Origin of the sequence: Bartonella sp. CL71SXKL, from assembly GCF_042194935.1 — a bacterium.
Classification (GTDB): Bacteria; Pseudomonadota; Alphaproteobacteria; order Rhizobiales; family Rhizobiaceae; genus Bartonella.
In genome coordinates, this window is record NZ_JBHINI010000003.1 from 143178 (window position 1) to 160516 (window position 17339).

The window sequence follows — 17339 nt, forward strand, 5'->3', positions numbered from 1 at the left end:
GGCGGAGCGGAAATTAAGGTTTAGTGTTATTTTACAGATACATTATCGGGAATAAATGCATCAAATGCAGCCCAAAATTGCTTTTTATAATCTTCGTTAACCATAATTGTATCCAGTTCAGCGCCTGTAATAGTAATACTTTCTGTCAGACGTGTGTGTTGGCATAATTGCTGCACTTCAATGTTGTTTGCAATATTATTTTGATTGGCAAGAATAAAGAGTGTTGGGATTCGTAAATCTCCATGAAGTACATTTCTCTTCACAGAATCAATCGCATTAAATACTGATGCTATCCATTGGTATGTTGGGGGCTTAATGGAAGAGAGCGGCACTTTATGTATGTGTCCCAATTGTATATTTTTTTGTTTTGTTTTGTTTAATTTTTTACCATCTTTCGCTGGTATAAAGCCAAGACCTATATCAGAAAGAAATTGTGTTAATTTATGTTGAAAACCATTTGTTTTATTGCCGAATGGAGCAAAAAGGGGAGAAACACAGAGCAATCTATTAAACTGATGATTAATGAGATCTAATCCGCTAAGTGCTATCAATCCACCTATGTCGTAGGCAAGCATAGAGTAAGGTGGCGGACAATTAGGATAAACAATATTTTTAAGAAATTTATATAAGTCATTAATATCGTTATTTATATCAAAATAATGATGTCTGTTTTGTTTTCTTATCTTGAGGGATGTTTTTTCTTGATCAAACCAGTCAAATATTGCTGTATGAAAACCGCGTTTAGAAATTTCATTTATTAATAAAAAATATTTTTCTAAAGCATTTGCGTAGCTTTTGAGAATAACAATTGTTCCCTTAGATTTTTCCACCTCAGGATATGTTATAGCAAAACGAATTTCATGATCTATTGCTATTTTAAGAGTACCATGATGGACATTAAGAGGAGTGGCCCCCCAGTCTATGGGATAAAGAGGTGTTTCCAATTGAAATCCTTTACAGTGTATTTGCTGCTTAGTGCTTTGACATTTATGTAATGAAGAAAAAGGATTTAAAAAGGGGTATATTGCTTTTTAGATAGTTTTTATCAATTTAGGTCTCAAAGAGTTGAAATAAAGAAAAACGATTACTAGATAATATAGTGCGGTTGCCATGATGGGGCCGCAGGTTCACAAGTAAGTTTGCCATGTGGGAACTTTGTGAATTAGTTATAAATTATAGTCGCTCTAGAGGAGGGCAATATTATGCGTCAAGTAGATTTTTCACCATTTTATCGTTCCACAGTAGGTTTTGATCATCTTTTTAACTGGTTTGATTCTAGAACACAACCAGACGAAGTTTCTTCTTATCCCCCTTATAATATCGAGCGTTTAACTGAAGATTCTTATAGAATTTCTATGGCTGTTGCTGGTTTTTCTCAAGATGAAATTGATATTGAAACGCATTGTAACCAGCTGATCGTTAAGGGAGACAGAAAGTCTAAAAATGATGATGAAGAGCGAGAATTCCTTTATCGAGGTATTGCTTCGCGTGCTTTTGAACGGCGTTTTCATTTAGCTGATCATGTTAAGGTTATTGGGGCAGAACTTGGAGATGGACTTCTTCATATTCAGCTTAAAAGGGAAATGCCAGCTGAATTAAAACCTAAAAAGATAACCGTACAGATGTCACTATCCACTACAAAAAATGATAACAGCGACATTATTGTGTAAAGAAAATTTAGAAAATATGAGATCGAATAATTATAAATTTTTCTGAAGAATAAAAAACGCGAGACAAAAGGTCTCGCGTTTCGTATGTGTTTTCCTAAGAACGAAGCGCATTTAAATAAAACAGCTTATCTCGAATTTATGATAAAATATCATTGCACATTATTCTATGTTGAAGAAAAATTTCATGTGTGTGCAATTGAAATGCATAATAATTCACTTTTTAAGTAAGCTTATTTTATAGCATTTTAAAAATGGTCGGAGCGGCGGGATTTGAACCCACGACCCCTTGACCCCCAGTCAAGTGCGCTACCAAGCTGCGCTACGCTCCGAGTTTGTGTAAAACGATTAAATGACTGTTTCTTTAAAGGCAAGAGAAAAAATAAACAGAATAATCTAAAATGCTCTTGCACTTAGAGCTTTTGAAAGTAAAAATTTTGGACATCAATATTTTGTTGTTAATTCAAGATAAATAACGAATTTGTAAAATTCTTTGTGATCATTAAATTTTTAGCACTATAGTTAATAGATGTATGCATTTAATTACTTTTGAGATTGTGAGGGGGTAAGATTGGTGACTTTAGGGGTATGAATTGGAGCAAATGAGTGCGGAAGGTATATTTTTTTCTTACCTAATCGTTACTTTTCTAAAAAGATAAAGATTTTCAAAAGAAGAGGAGTGAATGTATGGTTTTGAAAAGTTTTCGTTTTTTTAGAGTTTTTATAGATGAGGTATTTTGCATTTTATGTGGACAAAAAATTGTAAGTGCTGGATTATATAATCACAAATCTCATTTTACGGGTATGTATTTTTATCCAAATAAACAAGGTCAGAATGCTTTAATTTATGTTTTGTTTTTTTTCTGAAATATCAGATAAAATATTATAGAGGAATAACTTTCAAAGTGTCTATTGAACTAAGAAAAGAGTAAACTATGAGCCGTTTTTCGGTAATAAATTTGACGCAAGCAGCAGTGGATCGTGTTAAAGCGATTATGGATGCAAAAGATGCACAGGGTATTCTTGTTGGTATCAAAAAAGGTGGTTGTGCAGGGATGGAGTATACAATTACTCTTGTCAAAGAAAAGGGGATAGATGCGGATGTTGTTGAAGTGAATGGTGCCCGTGTTTTTGTAGCACATGATGCGGTATTATTTTTATTAGGGACGCAGATGGATTATGAAGTGACAACGCTGCGGTCTGGTTTTATCTTTAAAAATCCTAATCAAGTTTCAGCATGCGGGTGTGGAGAATCGGTGGAACTTCGTCCTGCTACGCAGGATCAATATAAAACAAATTGAGCTGAGCTAAATTATAATTTAGTAATTTTAGAGGGGCTTGTTCTTTTAGGTAGAAGAAATCTACTATTTTTTATTGTTCATTTTTAGCTTGCTTCCAAAGTGCTTCCATTTCATTCAAGGATGCGTCAGTGAGTGTTTTAGATTGAGTGGATAGCTTTTCTTCAATATAGGCGAAACGATTTCGAAATTTTATATTCGTTTTTTTTAATGCTTTTTGTGAATCAATCGCTAAGTGGCGCGCGAGGTTAAGGAGTATAAAGTAGAGATCTCCAAACTCTGCTTCTATCTCTGAGTTTTGTTTATTTTTGATGGCTTCTTTGAGCTCTTCGAGTTCTTCTTCTATTTTTTCAAAAACTTTATCACTTTTTTGCCAATCAAAACCTACTTTAGCTGCTGCTTCTTGTAAAGCAAGTGCCTCTTGGTTTGCTGGCTGGATTTGTTTTACTTTTGCGAGTATGCTTGTGGAGGAATTGTTGTTTTTTTCTTCGCACATTCTTTTTTGTTCAACCTGTTCTCTTTTTTTTATATATTCCCACTCCTCTTTTATAAATCCTCGTTTTTTTTGCTCGGCATTTCCAAAAACATGAGGATGGCGTCGAATCATTTTTTCCGTGATTGCATAAACAACATCTTCAAAAGTAAAGCTGCCTTCTTCTTGTGCTATGGTAGCATGATAGACAACTTGTAAAAGAAGATCCCCAAGTTCTTCACAGAGATCCTTTCGATTCTTTTGTTCAATGGCATCGATGAATTCGTAAACTTCTTCGAGCATATAGGGTATGAGGGATTCAAAAGTTTGTTTTTTATGCCAGATACAACCATTATCAGAGTTTCGTAATGCAGTGATAATTGCTGTGAGATCTTTGATATCTTTTGAGGCTAACATTTTGCACTTCCTTTGTAAGCAATAGAGCTTATGTTAGATGTCCCAACGCCTATGTAACCACATCCATTGTCCAGGATATTCACGGACCCAAGATTCAACAATATCATTTAATTTTTGCGTAGAAGCAGCTATATCGATATCATTTTTTTCATCACGTGGAAGTTCTACATGTTCATATAACTCTAAACGATGACGTCCACTAGGCAAACGAATACAACGTGCTGGATAAATATCACAGTCATATTGTCGAGCAAGTTTTATAATTAAGGGGTTTGTTTTAAGAGGTCTGTTAAAAAATGTTCCCGTGATACCGCGGCGAAATTTTTGATCAACGAGCATACCAACATTTTCACCTTCTTCTAATTTGGCTGCTAATGCCCATGCTGCTCCGGCCTTGGAGGGAACAAGGTGTCCCATAGAAGTTTGTCGTGCTTTAAGGATTCGTTTGGCAACATAGGGATTATTGGGTGGTCTAAATAATACCGTAACATTAAGATCAAAACTTTGTGCACAAATAGGCAGAAGTTCAAAATTTCCAGTATGTGCGGTGAAAAAAATATGTGGTTTTTTTTCATTTTTTAATCGCTCAAATATTTCAATACCTTTAACCTCAATGAAACCTGGCTCGTCTGCATGAGGATCAAAATCAAAAATTTTATCAAGAAAAATATATTCGGCTAGGAAACATCCTATATTTTCCCACATTTCTATTGCAATCGCACGGAGTTCTTGCTCTGTTTTTTCTGGATATGCACTCCTAAGGTTTGCAAGTGTGATTTGATGACGATGTACAAGGGGACCAATTTTTTTTGCTAACCAAGCAAAAAAAGAAATTCCCATTTTGGCTGGAAAACATTTTAGAATAAATAAAGAACCAAAGAGCAGATATGCCCATAACAAGTAGGATATTTTTTTAGCTATAATTTTAATACGATATATGAGATTTTTAAGAGAAAGCTTCATCATGATTTAATCGATTTTAAGGATAATTTTACCAAAAACATCACGGCTCTCCATTCGTTTTAAAGCTGTATCAATTTCATCCAGCCCAACAATTGTATCAATGACAGGGTGTACGGCTTTTTGTGCCATTTTTTGCATGGCATTTTTCATATTTTCCATACGGCAGCCAAATGAACCGAATATCTTAAGCTGTTGCTGGAATAATTGCATGAGATTTATTGGTGCTGAAACACCAGAGGTAGAACCGCAAGTCACTAAACGTGCTCCTTTTTTCATACATAACAGAGAACCGTTCCATGTATCTACACCAACATGCTCAAAAACAACGTCAACACCTTTTTTTTGGGTTAATTTACGCACTACACCTTCAAAACGATCTTTACGATAATTAATCACATGATCTGCCCCAAGAGCGTGCGCTTTTGCAATTTTTTCATCTGAACCTACAGTTGTGATAACTGTACAGCCCATGTGTTTTGCAAGTTGAATGGCTGCAGAACCAATACCTGAACCACCAGCCTGTATCAGGATTGTTTCTCCTGCTTGTAGTTTTGCGTTATCGAAAAGCATATGTTCTACGGTACCAAAAGTAATTGGAGCAACTGCTGCCTGCAATTCATCACATTGGGGTGGTGATGGAACTAATAAACGTGCTGGCAAATTGACAAGCTCACACGCAAATCCATCAAGGTGAAAACCGTAGACTCCCTTTACCTGACTGCAAAGATTATCCCGTCCTTCATGACAAGCTTGGCATACTCCGCAGGTTTGTGCACCATAAATTGAGACAATCTGTCCAAGTTGGAGATGTTCAACGCCATCTCCTATTTGTATAACCTCACCAGAGGCTTCTGCACCAATGATGAGTGGCATTTTTCTTTTCGCAAAAGCCATGCCACGCCATCCCCATACATCAATATGATTAAGAGCAACGGCTTTTATCCGCACAGTTACTTCACCTATACTAGGTGAAGATGGCGGGGAAATATTGGTGATTTCAAGCCGACGATCATCGAAGAGTTGCAGTGCACGCATTATCATCCCCCTTAAATATATTATTAGGTTAGCGTTATAAAATTTTATTATTAAAGGATTATCCTTTATATGCAGTGATAACAAGACTCATATTTTGACCACCAAATCCAAATGAGTTTGACAAAACCGCATTGACACAGGCCTTACGGCTATGATGAGGAACAACATCTAAAGGGATCGCAGGGTCAGGATTATCATAATTTATTGTCGGTGGAAGTATCCCCGATTGAATGGTTAAAAGCGAAAAAACCGCTTCTATTGCACCAGCAGCAGTTAATGTATGCCCAATCATTGATTTATTAGAAGAGACTGGAATATGCTTTAAAAGATCACCGAATACTGTTGATAATGCAAGATATTCCATTTTCTCATTTTCAGGTGTTGAAGTTCCGTGGGCATTAATATAGTCAATTTCATTGATGGTTATTTTTGCATCGTCTAAAGCTTTGCGAACGGATTCAATTGCTGGTGATGCATCGGGTTTTGAACGTGTACGGTGAAAGTCATCGGCGGTTTCTCCACAGCCAGCTAAAATTCCTAAAACTGTAGCATTACGGTTTAATGCGCTTTGAAGAGATTCAAGAACAAGAGCGCCTGAGCCTTCTGCCATAACAAAACCATCTCGATCACGGCTAAAGGGTTTTGCTGCTTTTTCTGGAGGCTCATTCTGAGTTGAAAGAGCAGATAGTAACGAAAAACGGATGAGAGATTCTGCTGAAACTGATCCATCTGTCGCAATTATAAGAGCTCGATTTGTTTCTCCCCGTCTAATAGACTCAACACCTAATTGAATTGCTGTTGCACCAGATGCACAGGCAGTGGAAAGTGTAACAGGAAGTCCTTTTGTGCCAAATGTTTTTTGAAGTTTTTCTGCAATTGCACCAAATTGTGTGGCTTCAAAAAGCGTCTCATGGAGTTTATCCTTACAGACTTTAAGAAGATGTGCATAAGAAGGCTCATTATTGAATTCTTCCTCTTGATCAAGACTAAAACGTGCTTTCCATTCAAGTTCAACAGGAGGAGCAGCTAGAAAGAGTGGTCCATTAAATTTTTTTTTATCAATAGCAGCTTCTTCTAAAGCTTCTTCAGCAGAAAGATGTGCAAGCTTCTCAGAGAGAGCTGAAGCACCAAGTGTACTTTCTTTAAGAAAATCAATTGTTCCAGCAATATATGTATTTAATCCCTCAACGGGAAAACGTGTTATTTTGTGGATACCACTTACACCACTTGTTAATTTTTGCCAATTTTCATGTTTCCCTTGTCCCAGTGATGTGACAATGCCTGCACCAGTTATTGCTACAAGTGGACGCCCAAAATGATCATGATATTTCACTATAGAAATTCCCCTTCAAACAGCTGTAAGACGCACAATACCTTCAGCTCTTTTTATACCAATAGTTGTAACAAATATTTCACGTACTTCTTTAGAAAAAGGTTTTTCATGAGGACTTAACGCTGGAAAACAATGTTTTTTTTCAATTGAAAGTGCTGCAAGAGCTAGAGCTAGAGGAAATTGTGCTTCCCTCATATAACCAAATAATGTTGTAATGCCACGATAAGATAGATCAGCATTATCAAGAGCATTTTGTTCTGCTTTTGTTGCTTCGTGAGCTCCTGAGGCTGCTGAAATGGCTAAGGCAGATTTAGCGCCAGCAGTTTTTAACATTGTTGCAATTGACTCTCTAAGTGGAATTTTGGTTCTATCTGTTTGGTCGGTAATAATTTGGTTAATTTCAGCATAAGCACGTGCGTTGCGTTTTTTGGCATGTTCTCCACTTTCAATAACTAGGAAGATACCACCAGAACCGGCTATGATACCGCCGCCGGGGTGGATTTCACGATCCCACACTGGGCTCCATCCATTATGGGTTAAAAGACCACCAAGCTCATGCGCCAACAACATATCATAACTTTGTGCATTATAGGAACTTCCTACAAGAGCATGGGTGCTTTGACCTGATTTAATACGAGCTACAGCAATTTGAAGTGCAGAAAGACCACTGCCTTCTTCTCCCATAAATGTACGAGATGATCCAGTGACTTTATGAACAATTGAAATGTTTCCTGCCAAAAGGTTTGAAAGTTGTGCCAAAAATAATGTTGGGCGAAGTTCAGTTGAAAGAGCAACATTTAACATAGAGGTATGATCGGCAACTGTGCGCGCTTTAGAAAGAATCTGTGTATCAACAGTAATATCACGTTCTCCCCCACTTGCAGCTACGATCATATCCATTGTTGAAGTGAGTTGTTCATTATTTTTCATGCCGGCATCATCAAGAGCAAGACCAGCCGCATAGGTACCAAGACGCTGCCATGTTCCCATTTGCCGTTGATCACTTTTTTTAGGAATTTGTAAACTCCAATCAATTTCGGGCAATTTATGAACCGTGTAGGGTGAAAAAGTTGTATAATCTAGGTTTGGTGTACGGATTGGATCATTTAAGAGATTCCAATGTTGATCAGTTCCTTCCCCCAGAGAGCTTATGAGACCTATACCAGTGATGAATACAGATTGATCATGCATGGCGAAAAAACTACTCCGCCTGTTTTAAGGCAACGAGATCATCAATTTTTGCACAAAGGTTTTTAAGAACAAAGTATTCTTCTGTTGCAACGGTACCTTCGTTGACTTCTTGTGTCCATTGTTCTAGAGGGACTTTTATTCCGAAAGCTTTATCAATAGCGAAAACAATATCAAGAAAATCAAGACTGTCGATTCCTAGATCGTCAATTGTATGACTTTCAGGTGTAATTGTATTGCGATCAATTTCACTGATTTCTGCAATGATATCAGCAACTTTATCAAACGTGGAAGGCAATGTACGGATTCCTTATTATAGAGTTAGTAAATTAAAAATACATTTAATATTGTTCTTCTAGCCTTTTTTCTCTTTTAAAAAAAGACTTAATCCAGAATATAGCTGTCTTTATCTATAGAGAAAAGAGGTTTACAGTACATGAAATACTATATCTCAATATTTAAAAAACTTTGAAATTTTATTACGCATTTATTTTACGAGACTATTTTTTCTATTGGCAGCAAGGACAGCAAGGGCTGTTATATTAACAACTCCCCGGGAAGTTACTGAAGGTGTTAAGATATGGGCGGGACGTGCTGCCCCGATTAGAATAGGACCAACATGGAGTGCATTTGTGAGGCTTTTAACAGTGTTGAGCGTGATATTGGCTGAATCAAGTGTTGGAAAGACAAGCAAATTAGCTTCACTTTTAAGACGAGAATTAGGAAAAACACGATCACGAAAAACTTTGGAAAGGGCAGCATCAGCATGCATTTCACCATCTGCTTCTAAATCAGGGTGTAATTTGGCAAGAATTTCTGTTGCACGTCGCATTTTACGCGCACTTTCTGTGTTTTTAGAACCAAAGTTTGAGTGTGATAATAAGGCTGCTTTTGGTGTTATTCCAAATGCTTCAACTTCTTGAGCTGCCAACACAGTCATTTCAGCGATTTCTTCTGCAGAAGGATTTTCATTGACGTAAGTATCTGTAAGGAAAAGAGTACGTTGTTGAGAGATAAGCAAACTCATAGCAGAAAAACGGTGAACATTAGGATCAAGACCGATAATTTGTTCAATCAATTCAAGTTGGCGTTCAAAGCGTCCTTCTAAGCCGCAAATCATTGCATCTGCTTCTTCACGCATAACGGCAAGGGCAGCAATAGCCGTTGTTGATGTTCTCACTACTGTTTTTGCCATTTCAGGCGTAACACCACGCCTTCCTGTATAATGAAAAAATAAATTAACATAATCACGAAAACGTGGATCATCTTCAGGGTTTGTTAATTCAAAATCTATACCGGGACGAATTCTTAAACCAAAGCGTTTTAATCTTGCTTCTACGACATGTGGACGGCCGATAAGGAGGGGCGTTGCTGTTTGTTCTTCAATGACAACTTGTGCTGCACGAAGGACGCGTTCATCTTCACCATTGGCATAGATGACGCGTTTACGTTTTGCTGTTTTTGCTGCAGCAAAAACAGGTTTCATTGTTAAACCAGAAAGAAAGACAAATCGATTGAGGATATCATAGTAGGCCTCCATATCTTCAATGGGACGAATGGCGACACCAGTTGTCATTGCTGCTTTAGCAACAGCGGGGGCAATACGCAGTATTAAACGCGGATCAAAAGGAGAGGGGATCAGATAGTCTGGTCCAAAATTGGGTGGTTCTTTTGAGTATGCACGTGCTACAACATCTGAAGTTTCTTCACGTGCAAGGGCAGCAATCGCATGAACAGCGGCCATTTTCATTTCTTCATTAATTGCACTAGCACCTACGTCTAATGCACCACGGAAGATATAGGGAAAACAAAGGACATTATTAACTTGATTGGGATAATCAGAGCGTCCTGTGCAGATCATTGCATCTGGTCGTATAGAGCGTGCTTCTTCAGGCATAATTTCTGGTACTGGATTAGCTAGCGCTAAAATGAGTGGATTTTGAGCCATTCTTTTAAGATATTCAGGCTTTAAAACACCACCCGCAGATAGGCCTAGAAAAATATCCGCATCATCAATAATATCAGATAAAGTTCGTGCGTCCGTTTTTTGTGCGTAATTGATTTTCCAACGATCCATAAGGGTCTTGCGACCTTCATAAACAACTCCCTCTAAGTCACTAAGCCAAATATTTTCAACTTTTGCCCCAAGACGAACCAAAAGATTAAGGCAAGCGAGGGCAGCAGCACCTGCACCTGAGGTAACTATTTTTGCATTTTCAATTTTTTTTCCTGAAAGATTTAAGGCATTTAATACAGCAGCAGAAACAATAATGGCAGTTCCATGTTGGTCATCATGAAAAACTGGAATTTTCATTTTAGCACGAAGCTTTTCTTCGATTTCAAAACATTCAGGAGCCTTAATGTCTTCAAGATTAATACCACCAAATGTAGGTTCTAAGGTCGATATTGTTTGTACCATTTGTTCTATATCGGATGCATCAATTTCAATATCAAAAACATCAATATTCGCAAATTTTTTAAATAAAACGGCCTTGCCTTCCATAACTGGCTTGGAAGCGAGTGGACCAATGTTTCCTAAACCAAGAACAGCAGTTCCATTGGATATAACAGCGACTAAATTAGCACGGGAGGTATATTGAGCAGCAAGATTGGGATCTTCATGAATCGCAAGACATGGTGCTGCAACGCCTGGAGAATAAGCAAGAGCTAAATCACGTTGATTATCAAGAGGTTTTGTTGCTTGTATTTCCAATTTTCCAGGTTTTGGGTGTTGGTGATAAAAAAGTGCGGCACTGTCAAGTTCAGCTTTTGGTGAACTGAAATCACTATTTCGTTCTCTAGACATTTTTATGATATCCAAGTTAGCGTATGTGTATATGAGATGTTCCATCTACGATAAGGTTTTGTCCACTAATAGATCCTCATTTCTCTGAATATCAAAATGCATGAGTATGAGAAAACTCTTCTGGATCGTAAAACCAGTTTGATGATTCTTTTTGTTTGTGCACAATGAATAATTTCATTGATAGCAGCACGATTAGCTTTTTCTTTCCTTAATAAAACGCGTAAAAATTGATTAGTCTACAAACAAATAAAATATTACTAATGATTACATTACCAAGCCATTATTTTTTTTGCAATGCTTACAAATTAAGGAAAAAAAAGAAGAGTGTTTTCTATTAACGTCATCTTCTTTATTTAAATTTCTATAGGGAGATAGAAGAAATTTTAAATAACAATTTGCAATTTATAAATTGTTTTTGCAGCTATTTAAAAGGAAACTGGAACTTTAAAAATGGAAGTCATTTTGTTTATTATTCAATTGAACTCTTAATAATGCGAGCTGTATATTTTTAATATACTTACAAATCTGTGTTTTAATAAACGAAAAGTATATCCGAAACAGCTGTAATTGCATGTTTTATACCTAAAGTTCATATATTCCGTATAATGCGTTACTTTATAATTTATAATGAATCATCTCGTATATTGAATAGAAAATTTGAATACAATAAGCTTCTTTTATTTCAAATTCACCTAATATAATAAAAAAACATTTACTTACATAATTCAAACGAGAGTAATATGTGGATAAAAACATTAAAAAAATAAATAGAAGTGTTTCTATAAGCTATTTTAATACAAAAGCATGAATTTTTTTCACAATTAATAAAAATAATTATTACCGATTTTGTACCTTTATGAAACTATGAAAAATAAAGAAGTTAAGAAAAAGATAAGGAAATAGAAAACATGCTTTATCATTCTTAGAATGATATGTTGTTTGATAAGCCATTACGCTTCTTTAAGGTTATTGCTTAGGATATCAAAGAAAACTCGCATGCCAATTATCCCAACCTTTGAAGTACAAAGCTACAGTTGAAAGAAAAGTACTCTATGATAAGCCATTAAAACAACTGGAGAGAGAGAGAAAGTGGAAAAAATATTTTTTCCACTTTTCTTATTTGTTATTGGATTCGACCACTTGCATGAGCAAGCATAGTGTAAACTTTTCCGGTATCTGATATCAAGTACTTGCGAACTGAGTTGGAAGAGCCAGAACTGCGCGATATATCACGTAAGAGCTTTTCGAAATCTGTAACATATTGATTCACTGAACGTTTAAACCCAAAATCGCTCATATATTTTTTCTTAATCATTTCAAATATTTTTTGTCCATTTAAGGTATAAAGGCGTTCTGTTACGATGTTTTTTTGTCCACGTTGATAATGATCCCATAGCTCAACAATGGCATTGTGATTAATAGCTTGCACTATACCAGAAGCTAATGAATTAAGAGAGCAGTTTGCAGGAGATGGTTTTGTTTGCACTGATGTTAAAACATCATCACTAGGGGGAGCATCATAAAATGTTTCTTCACGTGAAGCTCTTTCTAAGAGATTTGATACCCATTTATTTGGTCTTTTTTTGCTTTGATCTTGTTGCAAGATAGGCTTAGGTGGCACAATCTTTTTAACAGACTCAGTGGAACTGTCACTTTTTTGATTAAATATTGATGATGTAGGAAATGCTGATATTAGCTGTTTTTGTACGCTCTTTTGATCATTTTGTATAACACTGACTAAATCTTGTAACGCTGTAATCTGTTCATTCAAAGCTGTGCGAATTGTTTGCGTTGTTTCTTTTGTTTTTTCTGGAAGTTTTTTTACATTTTCATTGATATCATTATTAATCTTTGAAAGCTCTAAACGAACTTCATCAGCGGAGCGACGTATATCTTCTGCTGCTTCTGAAAAACGCGTTGATGCTTCACTAACAAGCTTATTAAGTGATTGTTGGAATGAATTTGTAGAATTACGCGCATTCTTATCAGAGCGTTCAAGTGCTAAGTTGAAGATTTTTTCATAATGCCCAATCATTTGATTAATTTCATGAGACTTTGAAACAAGAGCATCGCTTAATACAGAAAGCGTATTATGTTTTTCTTCAAGTGTTGCACTAAGTGAATTTTCAGACTGTTCAAGAACATGAATAGTTTGGGAAAGTGTCTTTGCATGTTCACCAAAACTGCTCGTTATATGATTAATTTGTTCAAAGGTACTCTTTGAAAGTCCTTGCAGAATTTCAACATTAGTATTGAGCGCTTGATTTGAGGCTGACAAACGCTCTGCTACTTGGTCCGTGTTGCGGAAAAAATTATTCGTACTCTCATTAAACTGCCCATCAATATTTTGAACAGCCGATAATAAAACATTACTATTTTCGTGAAAATTGTGAATTGATTGATTCAACTGTGTTAAGATGGATGAGACATTATTAACAAGTTCTTCCTTCATAATCGTTATTGTTTGAAGTGTTTCAGAGTTGGCTTTGGTTAAGCTATTCACTAAAGATTCATTATGTGCATAAATTCTTTGTTCAGCATCTTGTGTGGAAAGAGAGAGTTGTTCACCGATATGCTGTGTTAAAGAATCAATTGATTCTGTCGTATTTTGCGCTGCTTGATTTAAGTGATTTGTAAGCTCTGTTATTTTTCCAACATGTTGTGAAATTTGTGTTGTTGTTTGATTTCCAGCATCTTCCAGACGGCTCGTGACATCAGAGAGCTGATATCCTAAATTATTTTTAAGATTTTGCATAGAGTGATGAAGAACATCACAGCGTTCATTAAGGACTTGCTCTATTGCTGTTGTTGATGTGTGAATAGTTTCATTCAATAATGCTTGTGCATTATGACTGGCTGTTGCGAAAGCTTCAACAGTATGCGCTGTTTGTTCAGACAGAACGGACAGAACTTTTTCACTGGTATCATAAACAGTTTTTTTGACATTTGATACAATGCGATTGCCTGATTCTGAGAGAATATTTTCTGCTTGTGCAGTAACATTTGTAACAGATGAAAGAATTTGTTCACTCGTAGAAGAAAGAATATCAGAAGCTTTTATAATCTTATTATGCAGGTTATCTGTAACTGTATTAACAGAGTCTTCTAAGGTTACACGCATATTGTCAACACTGCTTTCCAGCGCTTGTTGAATTATCTGACTTTGCTCATTATTAAGAATGAGAGACGTTTTTAACGTGTCAGAACGTTCCTCAATAACAGATGTTTGCATATCAATGGCTTCACAGATTTGGCTGAATTTTTCAGATAATGTTTCCTCTAGCGTTGTTGTTCTTTCAAAAATTTTGTGTGCACGATCTTCTAGATCTGTATCAAATGATTCCATACGTGTTTCAAGGGTTTCAAAGAAAACACCACTCGATTGAGAAAGAGTATTCTTTAAAATTTCGGCATGGTTTTCAAGGTTTCTGATATGATCTTGAACCGTTTCAGTAATGTTTTTATTATTGGCGACAATTGCACTCTCAACTAAATCTATTTGTTGTTTCAATGCAACATCGACACGTATATCACTTTTTGCAATGAGGTTATGGATTGTTTCCATGCGTTGTTCAAGTGTGCGTGCTTGATCGGCAAGAACTTCATTGAGAGAAAAACTATTAATTGCTAAAGAGTCGCGCAGAGCATCGGCACGGATATCAATATTTCTCGCCTGTGCTTCTAAAGCATCTTGGGTTGTATTGCAGCTTTGTACAATGACATCTTGTAGCTTTTCAGTGCATTGAATGATGTTTGTAATATGATTTTCAGCTTGTTTATCAACGACTTGAACATTATCAGCCAAAACTTTTTCAATATGAGAAGTATTTTGGGACAAAACATCAATTTGATTTCTTAATGTATCCGCAATTTTATTTTTCTCGTTATCGAGCATGTCTGCCATAAGAGCTCGTTGATCAGAAAGTTGTACTTTAAAATCTTGTGAACGTTCTTGTATGATATCAACAATGGCATTGTCGACATATTGAATTTCTTCTCTCAGACTTTCTTTACTTTTATCAATTGCAGAAAGAATGGCTTCACGTCCATTTGTAAATGCATGGGTAATGTCTGCTGTTTTTTCTTGGAGGTTCTCATTTATTTTCAAGACATGAGCTTCCAAGAAGTTACCAAGCTTTTCAGCATTATCCTCTAAAGCCTGACTGCGTTCTATAAAGGAATCAATGATGGAATCACTATGTTCTTTAAGAGAAAGATCAACAGTTGCTAAACGTTGTTCAAAGGCTCCAATTGCTTGCGAGGTTACGTTATCAAATTTAGAAGAGAGTTTATGTGCTTGGTCGTCGAGCTTTAAGATCTTCTCATCAAAATTCTGTAGAGATTGATTATTACGATCAATAAGAGCTTTATCCAAGGCTTTAAACTTTTCATCGACAGCGTGCAAAGTTTGATCTGTTACTGCTTGTATATGTGTTGCAATTTTAGCAACATGTACTTCCGCTTTTTCAGCTGTTTCATTAAAGGTTTTTTCTATTTGTTTTTCATTATGATCAAATCGTTTTGCAAAACCATCAAAGTTTTTTCCTAATTCATGAAAAAATTCCGTGTTTTTCTGCTGAATTTGTGTTGTTGTTTTGTTAAATTTTTCAACAAGTTGATTTGTTACGCCATCACCGGCATAGGAAAGTTTTTCAACAAGGTCTTCACCTTGTTTTTGTAAAGTTTGAGAAAGGGTTTGTGCAAGCTTTTCAACATTGGTCACAATGTTAGAGGTAACCAAACCAAATTCATCACTCAGTTGTTCTTGGGTTCCTTTAATTGTTGATTGTACGCGATCTGCGTGATTCAAAATGGCTATGCGTTCATTACTCAATTCTTTGATTAATGTGTGAATGCGTGATTCATTCTCAGCATAGGCTTGTTCTAGATTGTGAACTTCACCTTGTATGATTGCCTCAAGTTCAACAGCACGTCCGAGGGTACGTTCAATACCTTCGTTCATTGCCGCTACTTCTTCACGAATGGTTTGCCCTATAGCAATAGCTTGTTTTTCAGATAGATGTTGTGGTTCACTAAGGCGCTGTGCAGCATTGGTCATAAGAAGCGCAATATTATGCAAGTCGTTTGAACGTTTTGTTAATTGAGCAACGCCCCAAGATATAAGGATAGGAATTGCTGTTCCGGCTGCTACAGCAAGTCCTGTTGGGGATGTAACAAAAGTGCTGATATTGGATAAAGAGCTGAGTCCGGTAGGTGCGAGCTTATGCGCAATAAAAGCTCCTCCCGTTGCCCATAAAGCACTAAGCGCTGTTGTATACCAGTAGACTCGAGAGGAAGAACGCTGCTTGAATGGTCCAAAATTTACAGGGGTTGTTATATCATCATTTGCAGGAAGAAGTTTTGTAGGCAATAATGTATTATGAACAGTTCCACCTGAAATATCAGGTGAAGGTTTTGGAGCAAAAAGCTGTTCAACAACGGATTTATCAATAACAGCTTCATCATGAATATTAGAAACAAAAGTTGACGTACCGTTTTCAGCAAAAAATTCTTCTTCTGCCATTGCAATTTTTTGAATCAGATCATCAACATTAACAACATTTTCAGAATTATTGGATGATATCGTTTCAAATCCTGTGTCATCGAAATCAAAGTTCATAGCTTTTGTGAGGGCTTCTTCAACTTCAACTTCAAATGTTTGCAATTTGGTTCTGCGTGCCATACTCGCCTCGTACTCTTACAGCCGGAAAAGGGATACGTCCTCTTCCACATAATTTCTATATACTAGCTGTTAATTATTTAGAAAGGAATATGCTTAGGGAAAAATTTTAAAAACTTATCAAGATAAAGTTAACGCAGTTTCTTATACCCTGTTTAAAAATGTTATAAAATATAGTAAAAACAATTTATTATTTAAATCTAACAAAAACAAAAATACTGTTTACAACTTGGGTTTATAAAAAGCTTTATAAGCCGGCAGTCTTTGAAATAAGGACAATTTAATAGCAGTTATATATACAGTAAGGTGCGAACGCCTCTCTTTAATACCGATAATCGTTAATAAATGTTGTTGTCCGCTTACTTTTATTGATTCTAAACGAAGCAGTTTCATCATCACATATAGTCTGTAATAGCTTAGGACGTATAAAAGTATGCCTTTGAATTGTAAGCTCATAAAAAAGTAAACGTGGAAAAATTT

The 17339-nt window shown here is 36.1% G+C and carries 11 protein-coding genes and 1 tRNA gene; 2 read left to right on the top strand and 10 right to left on the bottom strand.

The window, feature by feature from the left end:
- Window positions 1-26 precede the first annotated feature (26 nt).
- Window positions 27-944: an alpha/beta hydrolase gene (locus tag ACFILA_RS02735; protein ID WP_375660604.1), complete on the bottom strand. Its 918-nt coding sequence runs from the start codon at window positions 942-944 to the stop codon at window positions 27-29.
- A gap of 258 nt (window positions 945-1202) precedes the next feature.
- Here ACFILA_RS02735 and ACFILA_RS02740 point away from each other — a divergent pair, with 258 nt between their 5' ends.
- Window positions 1203-1670 carry an Hsp20 family protein gene (locus ACFILA_RS02740; RefSeq protein WP_375660605.1) on the top strand — a complete coding sequence of 156 codons (468 nt, stop codon included), beginning with the start codon at window positions 1203-1205 and terminating at the stop codon, window positions 1668-1670.
- Window positions 1671-1922: 252 nt separating this feature from the next.
- On the opposite strand, the gene ACFILA_RS02745 is transcribed toward ACFILA_RS02740, so the two are convergent.
- A tRNA-Pro gene (locus tag ACFILA_RS02745) sits at window positions 1923-1999 on the bottom strand.
- A gap of 603 nt (window positions 2000-2602) precedes the next feature.
- Between ACFILA_RS02745 and ACFILA_RS02750 the strand changes: the two genes are divergently transcribed.
- On the top strand, window positions 2603-2968 hold the full coding sequence (locus tag ACFILA_RS02750; protein WP_273791397.1) for an iron-sulfur cluster assembly accessory protein: 366 nt from the start codon (window positions 2603-2605) through the stop codon (window positions 2966-2968).
- Between the two features lie 70 nt (window positions 2969-3038).
- Here ACFILA_RS02750 and mazG read toward each other — a convergent pair whose 3' ends face one another.
- The 8 genes from mazG to ACFILA_RS02790 form a co-directional block, all read right to left on the bottom strand.
- Entirely contained in the window at window positions 3039-3854 is an 816-nt protein-coding gene (gene mazG / locus ACFILA_RS02755) for a nucleoside triphosphate pyrophosphohydrolase (protein ID WP_375660606.1), read from the bottom strand.
- Between the two features lie 33 nt (window positions 3855-3887).
- A complete protein-coding gene (locus ACFILA_RS02760) occupies window positions 3888-4817 on the bottom strand; it encodes a lipid A biosynthesis lauroyl acyltransferase (protein WP_375660617.1) in 930 nt (309 codons plus the stop codon).
- Between the two features lie 6 nt (window positions 4818-4823).
- On the bottom strand, window positions 4824-5852 hold the full coding sequence (locus tag ACFILA_RS02765) for a zinc-binding dehydrogenase (protein WP_375654570.1): 1029 nt from the start codon (window positions 5850-5852) through the stop codon (window positions 4824-4826).
- Window positions 5853-5910: 58 nt separating this feature from the next.
- Window positions 5911-7185 (bottom strand): beta-ketoacyl-ACP synthase, encoded by a 1275-nt coding sequence (locus ACFILA_RS02770; protein ID WP_375637476.1) that lies wholly within the window; start codon window positions 7183-7185, stop codon window positions 5911-5913.
- Between the two features lie 15 nt (window positions 7186-7200).
- A complete protein-coding gene (locus ACFILA_RS02775) occupies window positions 7201-8376 on the bottom strand; it encodes a beta-ketoacyl-ACP synthase (RefSeq protein WP_375660607.1) in 1176 nt (391 codons plus the stop codon).
- Window positions 8377-8386: 10 nt separating this feature from the next.
- Window positions 8387-8671, bottom strand: a complete 285-nt coding sequence (locus ACFILA_RS02780; protein WP_005773457.1) for an acyl carrier protein — start codon at window positions 8669-8671, stop codon at window positions 8387-8389.
- Between the two features lie 189 nt (window positions 8672-8860).
- Window positions 8861-11179 carry an NADP-dependent malic enzyme gene (locus ACFILA_RS02785; RefSeq protein WP_273791392.1) on the bottom strand — a complete coding sequence of 773 codons (2319 nt, stop codon included), beginning with the start codon at window positions 11177-11179 and terminating at the stop codon, window positions 8861-8863.
- Window positions 11180-12302: 1123 nt separating this feature from the next.
- The gene (locus tag ACFILA_RS02790) at window positions 12303-16862 is read right to left on the bottom strand and encodes a hypothetical protein (protein WP_273791391.1); all 4560 of its coding nucleotides are present in this window, start codon (window positions 16860-16862) and stop codon (window positions 12303-12305) included.
- Between the last annotated feature and the right edge of the window lie 477 nt (window positions 16863-17339).